This is a genomic window from Ruegeria sp. BG11, from assembly GCF_056538565.1.
Map to the genome: position 1 here is coordinate 236,463 of NZ_JBQFTH010000007.1, position 17,837 is coordinate 254,299.

Sequence of the window (17,837 nt, forward strand, 5' to 3'; positions counted from 1 at the left end):
AACGCAAAACGGCTCAACCCTCAAAGAAACAGAGTTTGAGTCACGGTTACCAGTTTCTGGTGCAAGGTCCAGCCGGAACGAAAATTCGCCGCCAAATCGGCGGCGAAATACAGCTGGATTTGTTACAATACGTAACGGCTGAGGTCGGTTGATTTCGTCAGTTCGCCCAAATTGTCATCCACGAATTGCGCGTTCACCGTGATCTCGGTCCCGGCCTGATCGGGCGCCGTGAACGAGAGTTCTTCGAACACGCGCTCCATCACAGTGTAAAGCCGCCTTGCGCCGATGTTTTCAACGGTCTGGTTCACATCCGCAGCGATCTTGGCCAGCGCCGCGATGCCGTCATCGGTGAAGCTGACGGTAACCTCTTCGGTGCCCATAAGTGCGCTGTATTGGAGGGTCAGCGCGTTGTCCGTTTCGGTCAGGATGCGGACGAAATCCTCTTCTGTCAGCGCGCGCAGCTCCACTCGGATCGGCAAACGGCCCTGGAGTTCCGGCAGCAGGTCCGAGGGTTTCGCGATGTGGAACGCACCCGAGGCAATAAACAGGATGTGGTCGGTTTTCACCGGGCCATGTTTGGTGGACACCGTCGTGCCCTCGATAAGAGGCAGCAGGTCGCGCTGGACCCCTTCACGGCTGACATCGCCGCCACGCGCTTCCGCGCGCGCGCAAACCTTGTCGATCTCGTCCAGAAACACGATGCCGTTCTGTTCGACCGACTCCAGCGCCACGCGGTTGACGGTTTCATCATCCAGCAGCTTGTCGGCCTCTTCCCCGATCAGCAGGTCATAGCTTTCGGCCACGGTTACTTTCTTTTTCACCGTGCGTCCGCCGAAGGCCTTGCCGAAGATATCGCCGAGATTCATCATACCCATCTGGCTGCCGGGCTGGCCGGGTACGTCGAACATTGGCATCGGGTTTGAGGTGTCAGACAACTCCAGCTCGATCTCTGTGTCGTCCAGCTCACCCGATTTTAACTTCTTGCGGAACATTTCACGGGTCGCTTCGCGGGCATCGGTGCCAGCAATGGCTTCGATCACGCGATCCTCCGCGGCCTGATGGGCGCGGGCTTTCACATCTTCACGCATGTATTCGCGGGTCTGGATGATCGCGGCATCAGCCAGATCGCGCACGATCTGTTCCACGTCACGACCGACATATCCGACTTCGGTGAACTTGGTGGCCTCGACCTTGATGAAGGGTGCACGTGCCAGTTTGGCCAGACGGCGGCTGATTTCGGTTTTTCCGACGCCGGTAGGGCCGATCATCAGGATGTTCTTGGGGTAGACCTCATCCCGGATATCATCGGCCAACTGCTTGCGTCGCCAGCGGTTGCGCAGAGCCACGGCCACGGCGCGTTTGGCGTCTTTTTGCCCGATGATGAAGCGGTCCAGTTCCGAGACAATCTCGCGCGGGGTCAGGTCGGTCATATGTGTTTTATCCGTCTGTTTCGAAGCGGAACCTAATCATACGTCGCGAAAACACAAGCCGATCACGAAAACATCACGACAACTCACAGAAGACACACGGATATTCGTAGTGATGTGAATCGCCATGCTAGGGTCGCGTGTCGCATAAAAAATGGCGACGGGCACACAGGCCCGCATCTATCTTATGGAGATACCTGATCATGATGACTCGTCGTTCTCTTTTTGTGAAAGCTGCTGCCACCGGCGCTGCACTGACCCTGGCCGGCACCACTGCTGCTGTGGCCGGTGGAGCCAAAAAGAAAGGCACGTTCGAGGGCCGCTCGAACCACATCACCACCGGTTCGGTGAAACTGGTCAAGAACGGCGATCGGTACATCGTTGAATTAGGCGAGGACTTTTCGCTGGATAACGGCCCCGACCCGCGCGTCGCATTTGGGAAAGACGGCACTTACGCCCCGGACAGCAAACTCGGCGCGCTGTTGCACCTTGCAGGTAAGCAATCCTATGCCGTCCCACCGACCATGGATGTGTCGGGATACAACGAAGTATACATCTGGTGCGAGGTCGCCGGAGTACCTCTCGGCGTAGCATCGCTGAAGTAATCGCACCGTCAGAGGTCGGGTTCTCCGGCCTCTGACACACTGTTAGGTAACGGCACAACTGTCTGCTACACTCGTCCCAAGTTATTGGAACCGGGGGCGTTTTTCATGACCAAGATTGCCAAGATCACCCTGTTGTTTGTGGTGTTTGTGGACCTGATCGGACAGGGGCTGGTCTTTCCGATCATCAACTCTCTGATCATGGAGACGAAATCCGGGTTCCTGCCCGAAGGCACACCCGACGGCCGTCGCCATTTCTACTATGGGCTGGTGATCGGGTGTTTCTTCCTGTCGTGGTTTCTGGGGGTCGTTTATGTCTCGAAAGTCTCGGATTCCATCGGGCGCAAGAACGCGCTTCTGGTCTGTCTGGGCGGAGCGTTGGCAGGCTACGCCATTACCATCGCCTCGCTCTACCTCGACAGTCTGCTGTTGCTGATCCTGGGCCGGTCGATCACTGGCTTTACGGCGGGCAATCAGCCCATCGCGCAGGCGGCGATGATTGATGGCAGCACCGATGCTGCCGACCGTGACCGCAATATGGGGTATATCGTAACCGGCGTCAGCTTTGGCCTAGTCGGAGGACCGATCATCGGCGCCGTCCTGTCGGATTCTGCCCTGTTGGGCAGTTTTGCCACGCTTAGAACACCCTTCTACGGTGCCTTCGTTCTGGTGCTGATCGCCATTTTCCTCGTGCTGGCCTTCTTCAAGGACACCCGCAGCGAACGCGCGCCCTTTGTTTTTCGTCCGCGCGATATCACCGACAGCCTGATCGCCGTGCGCGGCCATCCGATGGTTCTGAAAATTCTGCCGGTCTATTCGTTCTTCATGATCGCCAACGTCACCTTTTATGTGTTCGTCGACAATTTCCTGACCAGCCGGTTCGGCTATGGCGTAATCGGAGGCAGCATGGCCATGGTCGTCATCGGCTTTGCGCTGGCCTTTTCCAGCACCTTCCTTGTGAAACCCGCGCAAGAGAGGTTCAGCAAGCACAAGATCATCTATGTCTCACTGATCACGATGGTGATCTGCGGGCTTGCCTTTGCTTTCAGCCCCAGCGGCGCGCTGAGTTACGTTCCGGTCTTCTTCTTCTACTTCTTTTTCGGTGTTTCATACCCTACCCTTCTGGGCCTGTTTTCATCTAGCGTCAGTGAGGCGGATCAGGGTTGGGTCATGGGCGTGACCACCGCCGTCTTCTGCCTGGCCGGAGGGATCATGTCTCTGATCGGCGGTGGGCTGATGAGCATCGACATCCGCGTGCCCTACTACATCGTGATCATTGCCGCGATCTTTGGGTTGATCGGGATGCACCGCCGATGGAAAGGCGAAGAGATCAAGGCGCTGCTAGCTTGAGGCTGTTTTGCGTTTGATTTGAATCGAAATACGCTGCCTCTCGGTTCGGTCAAGTGCGCATTTCGATCCAGTGTTTTGGTGAAACGCAGAACGCCCTAGATCGTCTCGACCGTCAGGTTACCGTTGGTATAGACGCAAATGTCGGCAGCAATCGCCATTGCCTCGCGTGCAACCGTTTCGGCAGGCTTGTCGCTGTCCATCATCGCGCGCGCAGCGGCGAGGGCGAAGTTGCCACCCGATCCGATGGCGGCCACGTTGTGTTCCGGCTCGAGCACGTCCCCTGCCCCGGTGATCACCAGCAGGTCTTTGCCATCGGTGACGATCAGCATCGCTTCGAGCTTTTGCAGGTATTTGTCGGTGCGCCAATCCTTGGCCAACTCGACCGAGGCGCGGGCCAGTTGGCCAGGGGTGGCCTCAAGCTTGGCTTCCAGCCGCTCGAGCAGAGTGAAGGCATCCGCAGTCGATCCAGCAAAGCCTGCCACAACCTCGAATCCACCGGGTGACAGGCGGCGGACCTTGCGGGCGGTGCCCTTGATCACGGTCTGGCCCAGGCTGACCTGTCCGTCCCCGGCAATCACCACCTGGCCGTTCTTCTTGACGCCAATGATCGTTGTGCCATGCCAACCGGGAAAATCGCTGTCTGCCATCAGGGCCTCCGTTCATCACTGGCACCCTATATGGGCCGGAGCCAGCGCCAACGCAACTGTTCACAAACTGCCCAAAAGATATGCAAGAAACGCAGATCGGGTCTACCAGACTGGCAATTGTGAGACTCAGACCCCTGCACTACATGAGGCTTACAACCGACATTGGGTCGGCTGTTTCAGTTTGAAGGACTGCGCAAATGGCAAATACTGCACAAAACACTGCGCCGCTCGGAGCAGCTACCATCCTGCACGTAGTGGACGCGTTCACTGTGGCTTTCGAAAAAGCGGTTGAGTGGAACGAAACGCGTAAGACACGCAAAGCGTTGTCGCAACTGAGCGACGCTCAGCTGGAAGATATCGGTCTGACCCGTAAAGACATCATCACCATCTGATCCGTTTCAGATCAGCCGTAGTAAAGATGAGCCGCTCGTCCGAGCGGCTTTTTCTTTTCAAACCAGCCTGTATTTGCCCGACATATCAGGCAGATAGGCCTCAACCGCTGCGGTTGCGATGACGTGGCGGGTGCCTGCATCACTGTCCTCGACGTCCAGCCCGCCCAACACAGCCCGTACCTCGGCCCTGCCCCGTGGCAAATCCTGCGCGACCAGATCGCAATCCACGGCCTCGGGCTGTTGCACCCCAATTGTCACCACGACGCGCATCTCTTTGTGGTCCACGCCTAAGCGCGAAAACAGAGTGATCGAGGAATGATGCAGCGCGTCCTGCACCGCCCGCCGTGCGGCCTTGGTATAGTCCTGACCATAGAGGTCGTTGCCGATGCCCATCTCAAGAATGATACGTTTTTCACTCATTGCGCGGGCTCCATGTCGAATGAGACGATGATGGCGGCGTTTGCGATCACTGTGTGGCCATGGGCGTGCGGTTTTTCGATGTCTAGCCCACCGCGGGTGACCGTGATGTTCGGCTGACCATAGGGGAACACGGCCTTCAGCGCCTCGCGGTCCACTTTATCGGGTTGCTGCACGCCGACCTCGGCATCAATGATCATCGCCTCTTTGGGAAAATCGAACAGCTCAGCCATATTGACCGAATTGTGCCACAGCGCATCTTTGATCGCGCGCAAGGCGGCCTCGGTATAGTCCTCACGCCGCAGGGACGTGCCCATACCAAATTCCACAAGTACTCGTGTTTTTGCCATCAAAGCCTCCGGTCATAAAAAAGGCGCCCGGTTCGGGGCGCCTTTGATTATTCGCATTCCAATCCGGATCAGATGGATTCGTCGATCCAGCTTTGCAGCGCCGCTTTGGGTGCCGCGCCTGCGCGGTTCGAGACAACCTGACCGTCCTTGAAGATGAACAGTGCCGGGATGCCCCGCACGCCCATCGCAGCGGCTGCGTTCGGGTTGCTGTCCACATCCACTTTGGCGATTTTCACTTTGTCGCCATACTCAGCGGCCAGTTCTTCCAGAGCGGGGCCGATCTGTTTGCAAGGACCACACCATTCCGCCCAGAAGTCCACAACCACGGGAACGGTCGAGTTCTTGACTTCGGCATCAAAGGTATCGTCGGTAACGGCTACGGTCGACATATTCTGTCTCCTGAATGGGGTAAACTCGGGAAAGGAACGTAGGTGCCGCGTCGGGTAAGGTCAAGATATCTGGGCGCGGGTCAGCGATTGCGTCACAAGATCGTGTGGCAGCCACATCAACGCGGCCGTCCGCGTCCACAGGATGGCGGTACGGATGGTTTTGTCCGGGTAAATCTGGCTTAACGCCTGCGCATAGGCCCCCATCTGTCGCAACAGGCCTTCGGGGCAGGATTCAGCCCGCTCGGGTACCGTGGCGTTTGTTTTAAAATCAACCACATGCACTTCGGTATTCGTTATGATCAGCCGGTCGACGATACCATGCATGCGCCGCCCGTTCAGTTCGGCTGAAACGGGGACTTCGGCCAGCGCAACCGGCGCGAAGACTGGTTTCAGGTGATCCGTTGTCAGGACCTTGGTGACCTCAGACAACAACTCGGCCCTAGTCTGATCCTGCATACCGGGTAGAAGCCGAGCGCACAGCATGGGCCAGTCATCCCGAGGCGCGCTGGGAAGATGTTCCAGCAGCAGGTGCAACCGGGTGCCGCGCAGCTTCGCGGCCTCTTCATCCTGCCCCGCATCACCGGGCAGCGCCTTTGCCCCACCAAGATCTGAGGGGCTTAGGGTTTCTGGTTCTGAGGGCGGATCCTCGGCGGGATGCAGGAAGTACGCAGGCAGGTCCTGACTTGGCTCGGCGTGTTCGCTGTGTTCGACCAGCGGCAATCCCTCCCAATCGCCATGGGCCAGTCGCCGTGTCAGCGACCCCTCCATCTGTGTCGCGCCTGCGCGCTCCATCGCGGCGTCGACCATCTGATACCAGCTGGTTCCGTCCTTGCCGACATCCCCAGCTGCCGCAACGATCAACCACTTTTCTGCCCGTGTTAGAGCCACATATAGTAATCGAAGGCGCTCGTTTTCCTCGCGGTTCCGAGCCTCTTTGCGAGCAGTTGAGATCAGCTTGGGCGAGACATCAGCTGGGACTTTCCACAAGGGCGTCCCATCAGCCACCATGATCTCGGCGTCGCGCGGGGCCTGCCGTTTGCCTGTATCCGGCAGGATCACGATGGGCGCTTCCAACCCTTTTGAGCCATGCACGGTCATCACGCGGATCATGTTTCCCACGCCGCTCATCTGGCGTTTGATCTCCAGATCGTCGGTCTGCATCCAGACCAGAAAGCCGGTCAGGCTGGGAATATCGGTCCGCTCATAAGCCAAAGCCTGCGAGAGCAGCGCGTTGATCCCGTCTTCGGCCTCGGCCCCCAACCGACCCAGCAGCTTTCGCCGCCCGTCATGGCGAGTCAGGATGCGCTCGATCAGGTCATAGGGCCGCAGAAAGTCGATCTGTCCGCGCAGATCGTTAAGGATTGCAAGCGTTTCGGGAAACTCGTCGGAGCGATTGCGCAGCGCGGCCCACAGGAATTTCTCTTGCCGGCGATGGGCCAGATTGAACAGAGCCTGCTCGGACCAGCCGAACAGAGGGGATTTCAGGACCGTCGCCAGCGACAGACTGTCTTCGGGCGTGGCCAGAAAGCTTAGCAATGCCGCCAAATCCTTGACCGCCAACTCGGCTCCGACTTTCAAACGGTCGGCCCCGGCGATGGGCAGATGCAGGGCTTTGCAGGCGCGAATGATCTCGGCAAACAGGTCTGAGCGGCGCTGGACCAGGATCAGGAAATCCCCCGGCTGCACCTTGCGGCGCACGAATGTGCCAGGCGTTTCGCCATCTTCGGGTATTGTGGCCCCAGTGTCGATCATGTGCTTGATGGACTGCGCCACCTGCTCGGCCAGAATGACGGTATGATGGCGCGAACCGGGCCGATCCACCGGATCGGTCCAATCGCCATCCTCGTCATCCTCGACCTTTTCCACCACGGGCCAGAGGTCCACGCGTCCCGGCAGGCCAGCCTTGAACGCGCGATGCTGGCTTTCTTTGTGAAACCCGGCATCGGCCTGATTTTCGAACAGTAAATCAACCAATGACAGGATCGCGCTGGAGGATCGGAACGAGTATTCAAGCGTTGAATCCCACAGTTTAGAGCCTGATTCTTCCAGCTTACGCCCAAATTCGGCCTGCATCCGGTCAAAGGCCTGCGGGTCAGCGCCCTGGAAGGAATAGATCGACTGTTTCTTGTCGCCGACCACAAAGATTGTGCGTTCAACCTCGGATCGGGCCCCTTCCCCGCTGGTGAATTCCTGCGCCAGCTTCTCGACCACATCCCATTGGTCCGGGCTGGTGTCTTGCGCTTCGTCCACCAGAATGTGGTCGATACCACCGTCCAGCCGGTACAAAACCCATTCGGCCACCGCTGGGTCGTTCAGCACCTGCCGCGCGCGGAGGATCAGATCGTCAAAGTCCAGCCACCCGCGCAGCTGCTTACGGCGTTCATATTCCGGCAGGAAAGCTGCAGCGAAGCAATGCAAAACAGTGGTTTTTTGCGCAGCAACCAGAGCCAGCCGCTGCTCTCTCGCGGCCTCAACCCGTAGCATCAGCGATTCCAGTTGCGGCATGCGATCAGCCAGAGCGCCTTCGCGCAGGGCTTTGGTCGGGAAGCCGTTGATCTTGGCGGTGAACGGCTCCTTCGAGCCCTTGCCCGTTAGCAACACGCCCTCCAGCGCCGGTAGATGGGTCAGCTTGGCCTCAGTAAAGGCTGCGAGCTTTGCCGCGGCCTTGGCATTGTTGCCGCCGCTTTCGATCAGCGCGGGCAGCATGGATTGGATCAGATCAACCTCACCGCCCAGAAACACCTGCCCCGCAAGGGCGCCGTCGTCAAAGCCCTCCGGTAGGGCAAATCTCTGCAACAGGTCCGAGCGCTGCAACGGCTGCGCGAACTGGTTCCGCTTTTGAGTCACTGCTGCGGTCAGCCTGTCGAACCCGGTATCGGTAACGAATCGCGCGATATCTTCGATCAAACCGGCCTGAGGACCTTCGGCGAAATCTTCGATGATCTCTTCGCGCAACAAGGCGGCGGCGCGATCCTCCATCTCGGCAAATTGCGGGCTGACACCGGCCTCAAGCGGGAAGCGACGCAGTAGTGAGGCGCAGAAAGAGTGGATGGTCTGGATTTTCAACCCACCTGGCGTTTCGATCGCGCGGGCAAACAGGGTGCGGGCCTGCGCTAGTCGGTCCGTATCGATTGCGCCTTCGACGCCCAGATCCGTCAGCTGCGCCAGCAACGGCGCGTCCCCCAACATCGCCCATTCCCCAAGCCGCTTGAACAGCCGGTTCTGCATTTCGCCGGCGGCGGCCTTGGTGTAGGTCAAGCACAGGATGTGCTGCGGCTGCACCCCGCTCAGCAACAGACGCGCCACGCGGTCGGTCAGCACGCGGGTCTTGCCCGACCCGGCATTCGCCGCCAACCAGGTCGAGGCATCGGGACGCGCAGCCTGCACTTGCCGTTCGGTGGCGTCGTTGCGGGCGCTCATGTCAGGTCCTCAGGGAGGGTTTCGGCGGTGCGGTCCCATTCGCCGAACCGGGCCAGATGATCGTAGTCGCCGATATCGGTGTCCTTGTGCAGCATGCGGCGCGATGAGAAGCCTTGATCAGGCTCTAAATATGCAGAAATTAGCTCTTTCAGCTCAGCCAACACCTTGTCGGTGGGTTCTTTGGCAAGCGGAGCAGCGACCTCTTTGTAACTGCCGCCCGTACCGATGAAGATCGCCTCGGCCACGTCGTTGGGGTCGATCCCTTCGATGGCGCCCTTCTCAGCCATGGCGGCTTCGATCAGCAGCTGTTTGTCGAACTTTGCCTGCTGGCTTTCGGTCGGAGGCGCGCCGGTTTTGTAATCCACAATCCGCAACGCGCCTCGGCTGTCGCAATCGATCCGGTCGGCACGTCCGACGATGGTGAAATCCAGAGGCTCCAACACCAGCTTCATCGCGGCCTCAAACGCCACTGGGCCACCGTCGCCCCGGCGATTGACCTCGGCACTCAGAAAATCGTCGGCGATCCGTTCCAACCGTGCCAGCCACAGTTTGCGGGCAGTCGGCCAGGCGACATGAGCCTCAAGCATTTCATGGGCGCGTTTCAGGAAGTTCTCGCGGGTCAGCAAGGCGGTATCCAGCACGCTGTCCTTGACGAAATGCTCCAGAATTTCATGGATCACGATCCCGCGCAGCAACGCATCCGGGGCCTGCACCAGCGGATCGAGTGGTTTCAGACGCAACACATGCTTCGCGTAAATCGCATAAGGGTCGCGGATCAGGCGTTTGATCTCGGTGACTGAAAGGCGTCGCGGTCGCGCGGCAACCGGAGGTTTGGGCGAAGGGCGATGCGCCGCCTCTATCCGAGGCGCTTGCTCCAGAGTTTTAGCCCAGTTCAGATAGGTCCGACCCCGCGCGCGCATATCTGATAGCGCCGTCTGGCCGCCTTGGTCGGGCAGGCCCTGCAACAGGTTCGTCAGACGGTTCAGCCAGCGCGAAGGCACGGTTTCCGCATCGTCCGAGCGGGTGGCGCGGGTCAGCCAGACCTCGGGCGCGCCGATGGCCTGTTGGAAGTCATGCGCCGAAAGCCCAATCCGCCGTTCGGGCAGCAACAATCCCGCTTTGTCGCGCATCTGGCGATTCAGCCATGGGTCTGGCGCTGGGGCTTCGGGCCAGCTGCCCTCGTTCAAACCGCCGAGGATCAACAGATCCGCACCTTGCACGCGCGCCTCGAGCGTGCCCCAGATCATGATATGCGGGTGCGGGGCGTCGCGGTCGCGGACTTCTTCCCCGGCCAAAAGCGCGCCCAGCAGATCCGCGAAGTCATGCGCGGTCATAGGGCCGCCGTGATGCGCCTCATCCCGAAGATTGGTCAACACCGACAGGGCCTTTTGGCCCGCGTTCTTGTCCCACACGGTGCCTTGATCGCCCGCATGTCCGGCCGAGATCGCCTCGGCCAGAGACAGCAATCGGTCGACCCATTCGGTCAGGGGCAGTTCCCCAGTGATTTGCTGATCGCAGAAATGCGCGCTGACCCAGCTTACCCATCCTTCGGGCGCTTCGGTGCGGATCGCGGATGCGGTTAGGCTGGTTTGGTCCGGGAAAGGAGGGCCGTGGCGGCGCAGGTCCAGCTCCAAATCGCGGGTATGCAGCAGGTGAGCCCCCCGTTCACCCCCGTCATGGCACAGAGGATGTTTCAGCAGCGTCAGCAGCGCCTCACCCTCCAGGCGACGCGCAAAAAGGCCCGCGACATGGCGCAGAAACCGGCCGGGCGGAGACAGTTGCAGCGGCAGACCGGCACTATCATCGGGTAGGATGTTCCAGCGATCCAATGCCGCGCTGACCTGCCGGGTCAGCATCCGATCGGGTGTAATCAATGCGGCGGTCTGGCCCGTTTCGGCCGCCTCTCGTAGTCGAAGGGCGATGGCGAGGGCCTCGGACCGGGGAGAGTCCGCCTCGACCAGTGTCAGGTCGCGCGTGGCCTGATCCAACTCGGTCAGACGTGGACCTTCGGACATCCACGCGTCGGTGATGGGGGCAGGGCGCAAAGCCAGCGAAACCAATCGGTTACGCGCGGGTGAGGGTGGTTGTTCATCCGTCCAGGGCAGGATCTGATCATGCTCTAACCCCAGCTCTCGCATCAATTTGCGGAACCGATATTGTGGGTGATCCTCAGAGGTCAGCGCCTCGTCCAGGCGGTCCCAAACGGCGCGCGGCTGGTCGAAATCATAGCCCGGCAGGATCAAGGCCCCTTTTGGCAGGCGCGCGACGGCTTGCATCAGCATCAGCGTGGTACCGCGCGATCCGGTCGAACCGGCCAGAATGACGGGATGTTGCGGCGGAGCCTCCTGCCAGCGGTCGATCAGGTTTTCGACCACCCGACGTTGCCGCGCCTGTGCATCCATCGCCTGATCGCTTGCATCAACAAAATGATCCGCGATGCCGATAAACGCTTGTGCGCGGGCCCAATGGCCGGACACATCGCTGACATCCAGTTGGCGGATCGCGTCTGGCGACACGCCCTCACCCTGCATCTCATCAATCAAGGCGGCCAGGCTGTCGGAAAGGTCGAACAGGGAAGCCCGTGCGGCCAGATCAGGCTGTTGGTCCAGCAGTTTTGAGATCAGCTGGGTCAGTTCCAGCCGCCGTCTCAGCGGGGGAATGGCGGGTGGAATCTGCGCCAGATTAACGCTTTCGCCCAGATCGGTGACCAGAGAAAGCCTGGGCAACAGGCAGGGCGGCCCCTGATCGAACAGGTCACGCACTCGTCGGGCCATGCGGCGCGTGTTGACCACTAATTGCGCGCGGGCGAGCGCGTGCGGAGGGCCAGAGGCACGCAGTCGTAGCCCGTCAACAAGCGCCTTGGGAAAATCCGTGCCCGGCGGAACGGCGAACACCCGTGGATGAGTGCTGGGGTCAAACATCCGCCAGCATCCCCTCAGCCAGAGCGATTCCTTCGGGGCGTCCGACATCGCACCAACGGCCGGGATATTCCAGTGCGAACAGGCGTTGCCGGTCGTGCATCTGGTTCCACAACAGGTTTAGCGAGAAAGCCTTCTGCGGAATGTGCTGCAGCCCGTCGGTTTTGATAATCTGCACGCCGCCATACACCAGACCTGGCCCGCGCGTGATCCGACCATCGGCATCGGCGGTAAAATCCCCTTCGCCCGCATGCCCGATGGTTTGACCAATCGGGACGCACATCAAAAGCGCATCCATCCGGTCCGGGTCCCATGCCTCTTGCAGCAGGCTCAGCGGGTTGGGCCCGGTCCAGATCGCATCGGTGTTCATGGTGAAAACCGGGCCAGTCCCAAGCAGAGGCAAAGCCGCCCGCAAACCGCCGCCAGTTTCCAGAATCTCAGGCGTTTCATGGGAAAGTAGGATGCCTTTGGGCGCTAGGTGAGCCCGCAACTGATCGGCGTGATAGTGGAGGTTTGCAACCACACGGGACGGATGAACGGCATCCACCAGCGCAAGCGCGTGGTCGATCAGTGGGCGTCCGGCGACCTCGATCAGAGGTTTTGGCCGGTCCTTGGTCAACGCGCCCATCCGGGTGCCGAATCCGGCGGCAAACAGCATCACGGCGTCGGGGGATTGGCTCATGACGCTTTCAGCCTTGCGAGGTTTTCTGCGGTTGGTTCAGGCAGGGCGTCGCGCAGGATGTTGGCAACCGGGATCAGCGCGGGATGCTCCAGATCGCGCATCAGATGCGCCCATGTGGCGGGGATCAGATCGACGTAATGTGGCTTGCCATAATCCGTGGCCAGCCGGGCAAAAACACCCAGAATACGCAGGTTTCGTTGCGCGCCCAGAACGCTGTAGGCGGTGCGGAAGTCATGGTCATCCATGCCAGAGGCCGCGATATAGCGATTGACCATTTGCATTTCGATCCCGGTCGGCACGGTCCGACGCACATCCTGCAAGAGTGAGACCAGATCGTAAGCCGGGTGCCCCAGCATCGCCAGTTGGAAGTCCAGAAGGCCGACGCGCTGCACGCCCTCACGTTCTGGCAGCCAGATCAGGTTTTCGGCGTGGTAGTCCCGCTGCACGACGACTTTGGTGCCCGAGGTCTCCTGCAGCAGGATATCGGCAAAGCGTAGCTCGAACCTCTCCTGCGCGACTTCATCATGGTCGCCCAGAATGGCGTGTGCGTATTTGGTGAAGGCCAGAGCGGCCAGCTCGGTCATCAAAGTGGGGTCGTATGAGGGCAGGGACAGGATCGGGGCCTCATGCAAGTGCAGAAGAACATCCGTCGCTGCCTCATATAGGAGGCGTTCCTGGCTCGGGTCCTTGGTCAGAACGCGTGAAAACAGATCATCGCCCAGATCCTCCAGCACCAGAAACCCGTTCTGATTATCCTCGGCGTAAATCTCGGGCGCGCTCAGGCCCACCGCGCGCAGATGGTTCGCGATCCGGACGAAGGGTTCGACATCCTCTCCGCGATCCGGCGGGGCGTCCATCAGAACCGCTGTGCGACCCGTCGCCGGATCTGTCAGACGCTCGTACCTGCGGTTCGAGGCATCCCCGGCCAAGGGCGCGCGCGTGGCATTGGCCCATGGCGTCTGTGCAATCAGGGCCTCGGCCAGCACAGTACGATCAGTCATAGAGTATTCTCCAGTTTCCCAAGCCATTTCGGATCAGACCAAGACAGGGTCAGGTAGCGTGTCTCGGTCTCAACCGGGTCGGTTTGGAAGGCAAGCATCAATGCAGTGTCGGGGGTCAGCGGCCCAAGTTTGTCGGGCCATTCCACAAGACATAGCGCAGTGTCGAAGGCTTCGGTCAGGCCCAGTTCATCAACCTCATCCACCGAGGTCAGCCGGTAGAGGTCACAATGCCAAATCTCGCCGATCTGCGTGTCATAGGCCTGCACCAGTGTGAAGGTGGGCGAGGGCACATCTTCGGGCGGGTTCATCAGCGACTGGATGAGACTACGGGCAAAGTGGGTCTTGCCGCTGCCGATCTCACCTTGCAGTAGCAATACATCCGCAGGTCTCAAGGTCGCGCCAAGACGCGCCGCGAAATCTGCGGTGTCCTGAGGGCTTTGCAGGGTGAGAGAAACAGGTGCCGAAGTCATGGCGCCACCATGGACCTGCGCCCAAGCGGCTGCAACCCGGTTCAGGCGCTGATCTGGGCCATGGGTTCGGCGGTCAGGGATTTGTTTGCCGTCGCAAAGCGCACGATTGTGGCACCGTTCTGCATGGGCATAACAGTACAGTCCAGCGCGGTGCCGTTGCGCATCTGGATTTCCGCATTCCATTCGGTGCGATCATCGCGCATGTCCACGAAATCGCGGATCTCACCCAAGACCGGGGTGGCGACGCAATGATCTTGCCAGATGCGCGTGACCTCGGTCACCGTCTCACTGTGAAATCCAGCCTCTTCCTGCGTTCCCCAAAGCCGCTGGTAGGCATAGTTGGTCAGTGCCAGCGTACCGTCTTCGGAAAAGACCGCGATCGCGTCGGCTAGCTTGTCGAGGATCGATTGCATCAAGTCCATCTCGGACCGGAACCGCCGGGTCAGGGTGATCTCGGCAGTGATGTCTTCGAACAGAAACGCTACGGCGCCATCGGGATGCGGGCGGCCGCTGACCGAATAGACCGAGCCCGAGGGCAGGGACCATGTTTCCTGATAGTTCCCGTCCTCAGCCGCCTCAAGGAGATCATTCATCTGATTGCGCCACGACCGGTAGTTCTTGGGTTCGGGCATCATGTGCTGATCCCGCAGCCGGTCAAAAAAGCTGGAAATATTGGGACGGCAGCTGAGGAAATCCGGCGGTAGGGTGGTCAGGTCGATCAATGCTGGGTTGAACAGGGCCAGTTGACGGTTGCGGTCGAAAATAGCCAAGCCGATTGACAGTTGCGCAAAGGTCTTGGTCATCGTCTGCACGAATTTGCGCTGGGCGGTTTCAGCCTGCACAATCGCATTGATATCGACCGCATAGAACAGGCGGCCTTCCGTATGATCCACCTGCGTCAGATCGAACCACAATTTGCTGTCGCTTCCCGCCACCTTGATCGAGACGCGGGATTTCCCGCCGCGCCGCGGCTCGGCCCCGGTGTCCGGGAACAGGGGCAGGGTTAGGTCGGCATCCAGCCCGCGCGCCTTGCGGACAAGGGCGACATAGGCCGCGTTGCACCAACGCACGCTGGCGTTCTGATCCAGCAGCCAGACCGGATAGGGGGCCTGATCCATCGCCAGCCGGATCGGATCATTCGGATCACGCAGCTTGGTTTTCTTTTCTCTTGCCGGTTCGTGCAGTTGAATTCGAACGATCCCGTCGATCCATTCGCACAGAACCTCACGCTCAACCGTGCAGTCGATGGCTGAGACAACCAGATTGCCCTGATCGCGCACGAGGTCAGGCGTTTCCGGGAAGGTGGGAAAGTCGCGCTGCAGCAAGCGTCGAAGATCGCTCCAATCTGCAACATGTTCGAAACCGGCCAACGCTATATCAGAGTGGCTGATCAGGCGGTCGCCATCGAACAGAAAAACAGCGTCGAACAAGGAGCTTGCGGTGAACATGCCATAGCTGTTGTCCCGCCGGGCACGACGCGGCAGCAGCCAAATGACCGCAAAACAGCACGAGACCAGGCTGATCGCGGCCAGAATGATCCAGTCTGCCATCTTCTCCCCTTACGACTTCGGAACCCCGACGCAACCTAAGGTGAGAATGGTTAACGGTGTCTTAACTCAGACCTGGATAGGCTGGTTGCGCCCGGATGGTACCGGGGTATCGCCCTGTTGCGCGTCGATGCGTTTGCGGGGCCATTCGACCTTGACGATGGCGCCCCGGCGGTCTGGCTTGTCCGAGAGGTGCTGATAAGGGTCTGAGCCGTTGGCAAATTCCAGATCTGCGCCGCTGCGTTCCAACAGAGTTTTGGCTATGAACAGGCCCAGACCCATACCCTCATACTCGGGGCGCGTGCGCTGGTCTGTTTCAGCCCGTCTGCGCCGCATCAAGGGGTCACCAATCCGCCCAATCAGATGCGAGGGGTAACCGCGCCCGTCATCCATGATACAGACGGTGATCTTGTCCGAGGTCCACTCCGCCTCGACCCAGACATTCGCGCGCGAGAAATCCACCGCGTTCTGGATCAGGTTGCGCAAACCGTGAATGATCTCGGGTTTGCGCAGGATCGAAGGTTGTTGCACATCGCCATCCAGCACCGGACCTTCAGCGAAATGTACGGTTTTGCCCCTGTCTATATGCGGCTCAGCCGCTTCGTGGACCACCGTCGACAAGGGCGCTTGACGCAGATGCAGATCGTCTTTGCCGGCACGTCCCATATCGCGCAGGATGTCCCGGCACCTGTCCGCCTGCTCGCGGATCAGGGCGGCGTCTTCTTTCAGTTCGGGGCGGTCGTCGAGTTCCTCAATCAACTCGGAACTGGCGAGTTTGATCGTCGCCAGAGGAGTCCCCAGCTCATGCGCGGCGGCGGCGACAACGCCGCCCAGATCGGTGAGCTTCTGTTCGCGCGCCAGCGCCATATGCGTGGCTGCCAGCGCCTCGGACATTGAGCGCGCCTCGGAGCTGACACGGTGCGAGTAGGCCCCGATAAAGACAATGGCGATAATGATCGCGGCCCAGTTGCCGAACAAAAGAATGTCGGGGATTTGCAGGACCAGGCCAATCTCGGTCCGCAGGGGCAGGTGGAATTCAGCCAGAAGTGTGGCCAGCGCAATTGCCACGGCCCCCACGATAAGCGTTGAACGGGTACTCATGACGTTGGCCGAGATCGTGACCGGACCCAGCAGCAGCAGGGCAAATGGATTGTTCAAACCACCGGTCAAATACAGCAGGATCGCCAGTTGAAACAGGTCGAATAGCACCATCAAGAAGTTCTGGAACTCGGTCAGTCGTTTGTTCTGCGGGAACAGGAAGCTGGCAGTCAGGTTGCCGATCACCGAAACGCCGATCGCCAGATAACACAGGGTAACCTCTAGCTGCACATGATAGCTGTGCTGAGCCACAGTGATGGCCGTAATCTGGCCAAATATGGCCACCCAGCGCAGCAGGATAAGGGTGCGCAGCCTGATCCAGCTGCTGCGTTCCTGACCGCCCCATAAACTCTGGTTGGATTCTGCCATTGGTCACTTATGTCCTGTTGCATCGGCTGATCATCTTGATAGGTGTCCCGACCGATACGATCAACAACCCCTTGCACACGGAAAACGATCATGACCCGCCTGTATGCTATTCTCGCAGCTGTCATTCTTGCCATCGGCCTTGGCGCCATGTGGCTTTTGACAATGGGCTCCGGATCAGATGACAAATACGCGCAATGCCGGTCCAGCCAGATCGCGGGCGGAGCAGCGGCAATTGGCGGTCCGTTCGAACTGGTCAATGGCAAGGGCGAGACGGTCACCGACAAGGATGTGATCACCGAGCCGACGCTAGTCTATTTCGGCTATACGTTCTGCCCCGATGTCTGCCCCTTTGATATGTCCCGCAACGCCGAGGCCGTGGACATTCTGGCCGAGCGCGGGCAATCCGTGACACCGCTGTTCATCTCGATCGATCCGGATCGCGACACGCCCGAAGTGGTCGGAGATTACGCCTTCAACCTGCATGAACGTCTGATCGCCCTGACCGGTTCACCCGAGCAGGTCAAGGCCGCCAGCCAGGCCTACAAGACCTATTACAAGGCCCATGACAAAAGCGACGAATACTATCTGGTCGATCATTCTACCTTCACCTATCTGGTCACACCCGAAGATGGGTTTCTTGAGTTCTTCAAACGTGAAGACACAGCGCAGCAAATGGCTGACAAGGTCGGCTGCTTTTTGGATCAAGCCGGGTCCTGACAAGCCGGTTTGACCTTTGGCCCCGCGCTGCTATTACTTCT

General features: G+C 59.7%; 15 protein-coding genes and 1 pseudogene. 4 read left to right on the top strand and 12 right to left on the bottom strand.

The window, feature by feature from the left end; genetic code table 11:
• Positions 1-122: 122 nt before the first annotated feature.
• On the bottom strand, positions 123-1,430 hold the full coding sequence (gene hslU, locus ACR0JF_RS13635) for an ATP-dependent protease ATPase subunit HslU (protein ID WP_170660998.1): 1,308 nt from the start codon (positions 1,428-1,430) through the stop codon (positions 123-125).
• 200 nt (positions 1,431-1,630) lie between these two features.
• Between hslU and ACR0JF_RS13640 the strand changes: the two genes are divergently transcribed.
• Together ACR0JF_RS13640 and ACR0JF_RS13645 are read left to right on the top strand one after the other, a co-directional pair.
• Positions 1,631-2,032 (top strand): DM13 domain-containing protein, encoded by a 402-nt coding sequence (locus ACR0JF_RS13640; protein ID WP_170380188.1) that lies wholly within the window; start codon positions 1,631-1,633, stop codon positions 2,030-2,032.
• Between the two features lie 105 nt (positions 2,033-2,137).
• Positions 2,138-3,379 carry an MFS transporter gene (locus tag ACR0JF_RS13645; RefSeq protein WP_170661000.1) on the top strand — a complete coding sequence of 414 codons (1,242 nt, stop codon included), beginning with the start codon at positions 2,138-2,140 and terminating at the stop codon, positions 3,377-3,379.
• 95 nt (positions 3,380-3,474) lie between these two features.
• Here ACR0JF_RS13645 and hslV read toward each other — a convergent pair whose 3' ends face one another.
• Positions 3,475-4,026, bottom strand: a complete 552-nt coding sequence (gene hslV / locus ACR0JF_RS13650; protein WP_170661002.1) for an ATP-dependent protease subunit HslV — start codon at positions 4,024-4,026, stop codon at positions 3,475-3,477.
• 197 nt (positions 4,027-4,223) lie between these two features.
• Here hslV and ACR0JF_RS13655 point away from each other — a divergent pair, with 197 nt between their 5' ends.
• Complete coding sequence (locus tag ACR0JF_RS13655; protein ID WP_170380185.1) at positions 4,224-4,418, top strand: DUF1127 domain-containing protein; 195 nt, start codon at positions 4,224-4,226, stop codon at positions 4,416-4,418.
• 57 nt (positions 4,419-4,475) lie between these two features.
• Here the strand turns inward: ACR0JF_RS13655 and ACR0JF_RS13660 are convergent, their stop codons facing one another.
• From ACR0JF_RS13660 to regB, 10 genes and pseudogenes are all read right to left on the bottom strand, one after another.
• Positions 4,476-4,838, bottom strand: coding sequence for a Lin0512 family protein (locus tag ACR0JF_RS13660; protein ID WP_170380184.1), 363 nt, complete (start codon positions 4,836-4,838; stop codon positions 4,476-4,478).
• Positions 4,835-5,185, bottom strand: coding sequence for a Lin0512 family protein (locus ACR0JF_RS13665; RefSeq protein WP_170747547.1), 351 nt, complete (start codon positions 5,183-5,185; stop codon positions 4,835-4,837). The genes ACR0JF_RS13660 and ACR0JF_RS13665 overlap by 4 nt, the downstream gene beginning before the upstream one ends.
• A gap of 68 nt (positions 5,186-5,253) precedes the next feature.
• A pseudogene (gene trxA, locus ACR0JF_RS13670) lies at positions 5,254-5,595 on the bottom strand (thioredoxin); the annotation flags it as partial.
• Between the two features lie 39 nt (positions 5,596-5,634).
• The gene (addA, locus tag ACR0JF_RS13675) at positions 5,635-8,994 is read right to left on the bottom strand and encodes a double-strand break repair helicase AddA (protein ID WP_170661006.1); all 3,360 of its coding nucleotides are present in this window, start codon (positions 8,992-8,994) and stop codon (positions 5,635-5,637) included.
• Entirely contained in the window at positions 8,991-11,915 is a 2,925-nt protein-coding gene (addB, locus tag ACR0JF_RS13680) for a double-strand break repair protein AddB (protein ID WP_170661008.1), read from the bottom strand. Before addB ends, addA begins: the two co-directional genes overlap by 4 nt.
• Positions 11,908-12,594, bottom strand: coding sequence for a nucleotidyltransferase family protein (locus ACR0JF_RS13685; protein WP_170661010.1), 687 nt, complete (start codon positions 12,592-12,594; stop codon positions 11,908-11,910). The genes addB and ACR0JF_RS13685 overlap by 8 nt, the downstream gene beginning before the upstream one ends.
• Positions 12,591-13,595: a phosphotransferase gene (locus ACR0JF_RS13690; protein ID WP_170661012.1), complete on the bottom strand. Its 1,005-nt coding sequence runs from the start codon at positions 13,593-13,595 to the stop codon at positions 12,591-12,593. Before ACR0JF_RS13690 ends, ACR0JF_RS13685 begins: the two co-directional genes overlap by 4 nt.
• Positions 13,592-14,065 carry a tRNA (adenosine(37)-N6)-threonylcarbamoyltransferase complex ATPase subunit type 1 TsaE gene (gene tsaE, locus ACR0JF_RS13695; protein WP_170661020.1) on the bottom strand — a complete coding sequence of 158 codons (474 nt, stop codon included), beginning with the start codon at positions 14,063-14,065 and terminating at the stop codon, positions 13,592-13,594. The genes ACR0JF_RS13690 and tsaE overlap by 4 nt, the downstream gene beginning before the upstream one ends.
• Before the next feature lie 41 nt (positions 14,066-14,106).
• On the bottom strand, positions 14,107-15,615 hold the full coding sequence (locus ACR0JF_RS13700) for a PAS-domain containing protein (RefSeq protein ID WP_170661021.1): 1,509 nt from the start codon (positions 15,613-15,615) through the stop codon (positions 14,107-14,109).
• A gap of 66 nt (positions 15,616-15,681) precedes the next feature.
• Entirely contained in the window at positions 15,682-17,079 is a 1,398-nt protein-coding gene (gene regB / locus ACR0JF_RS13705) for a sensor histidine kinase RegB (RefSeq protein WP_170661022.1), read from the bottom strand.
• Positions 17,080-17,169: 90 nt separating this feature from the next.
• Between regB and ACR0JF_RS13710 the strand changes: the two genes are divergently transcribed.
• A complete protein-coding gene (locus ACR0JF_RS13710) occupies positions 17,170-17,796 on the top strand; it encodes an SCO family protein (protein WP_170643400.1) in 627 nt (208 codons plus the stop codon).
• The last annotated feature ends 41 nt before the right edge of the window (positions 17,797-17,837 follow it).

Bases quoted from the DNA above. Each gene is read 5' to 3' on its own strand.
- tsaE (WP_170661020.1), bottom strand. From the start codon at position 14,065: ATGACTTCGGCACCTGTTTCTCTCACCCTGCAAAGCCCTCAGGACACC.
- ACR0JF_RS13665 (WP_170747547.1), bottom strand. From the start codon at position 5,185: ATGGCAAAAACACGAGTACTTGTGGAATTTGGTATGGGCACGTCCCTG.
- ACR0JF_RS13710 (WP_170643400.1), top strand. From the start codon at position 17,170: ATGACCCGCCTGTATGCTATTCTCGCAGCTGTCATTCTTGCCATCGGC.
- hslV (WP_170661002.1), bottom strand. From the start codon at position 4,026: ATGGCAGACAGCGATTTTCCCGGTTGGCATGGCACAACGATCATTGGC.
- regB (WP_170661022.1), bottom strand. From the start codon at position 17,079: ATGGCAGAATCCAACCAGAGTTTATGGGGCGGTCAGGAACGCAGCAGC.
- ACR0JF_RS13640 (WP_170380188.1), top strand. From the start codon at position 1,631: ATGATGACTCGTCGTTCTCTTTTTGTGAAAGCTGCTGCCACCGGCGCT.
- addA (WP_170661006.1), bottom strand. From the start codon at position 8,994: ATGAGCGCCCGCAACGACGCCACCGAACGGCAAGTGCAGGCTGCGCGT.
- ACR0JF_RS13685 (WP_170661010.1), bottom strand. From the start codon at position 12,594: ATGAGCCAATCCCCCGACGCCGTGATGCTGTTTGCCGCCGGATTCGGC.
- ACR0JF_RS13645 (WP_170661000.1), top strand. From the start codon at position 2,138: ATGACCAAGATTGCCAAGATCACCCTGTTGTTTGTGGTGTTTGTGGAC.
- ACR0JF_RS13660 (WP_170380184.1), bottom strand. From the start codon at position 4,838: ATGAGTGAAAAACGTATCATTCTTGAGATGGGCATCGGCAACGACCTC.
- ACR0JF_RS13690 (WP_170661012.1), bottom strand. From the start codon at position 13,595: ATGACTGATCGTACTGTGCTGGCCGAGGCCCTGATTGCACAGACGCCA.
- ACR0JF_RS13655 (WP_170380185.1), top strand. From the start codon at position 4,224: ATGGCAAATACTGCACAAAACACTGCGCCGCTCGGAGCAGCTACCATC.
- addB (WP_170661008.1), bottom strand. From the start codon at position 11,915: ATGTTTGACCCCAGCACTCATCCACGGGTGTTCGCCGTTCCGCCGGGC.
- hslU (WP_170660998.1), bottom strand. From the start codon at position 1,430: ATGACCGACCTGACCCCGCGCGAGATTGTCTCGGAACTGGACCGCTTC.
- ACR0JF_RS13700 (WP_170661021.1), bottom strand. From the start codon at position 15,615: ATGGCAGACTGGATCATTCTGGCCGCGATCAGCCTGGTCTCGTGCTGT.